General features: G+C 55.9%; 1 protein-coding gene. It reads right to left on the bottom strand.

Features of this window, described 5'->3' with window-relative positions; genetic code table 11:
* Positions 1–30 precede the first annotated feature (30 nt).
* A complete protein-coding gene (locus ACLFKU_RS44210) occupies positions 31–225 on the bottom strand; it encodes a hypothetical protein (protein WP_002543755.1) in 195 nt (64 codons plus the stop codon).
* Positions 226–444 lie beyond the last annotated feature (219 nt).

Raw genomic sequence — 444 nt, 5'->3', positions numbered from 1 at the left:
GATCAGTTGTGAACCTGCTACGCATCGTCGTCAGTGAGGCATCTTCGACCTGATATAGGCCGTCACCCCGACGCCCACACCAATCACCAGCGCCACGATGACACCAATCCAAATCAGTGTCTCCACGGTAGAGCTACCACCGCCACGCTCGTCAACGATCCGGGAACGCAGGTACGCCGCCAGCCAGGTGATCTGTTTTTTAGCCAGGTCGAGATCGGTCATCATGATTTCTCCTTCATTGTTAGGTTGTGATCAATATTGTGGTGCTTACAGGCATCATTATGAAAGGTTCGCGGCCCATATGGGGGCTCGACACGATGTCGGTTTATCCGGCTGTGATGAGTGTGAGGGCGGCCGCCCCCAGCAAGATGAGCATGACCGAGCCGGCTTGCAGGATCGTCCACAGGCCAAGCCGCTGGGTGATCGTGGTGGATTCTTGTTGCA

It is taken from the genome of Paraburkholderia sp. EG304 (assembly GCF_046543485.1).
GTDB lineage: Bacteria > Pseudomonadota > Gammaproteobacteria > Burkholderiales > Burkholderiaceae > Paraburkholderia > Paraburkholderia youngii.
Note: the sequence above shows the minus strand (reverse complement) of the source record. Positions and strands in the feature narration are given on the sequence as shown.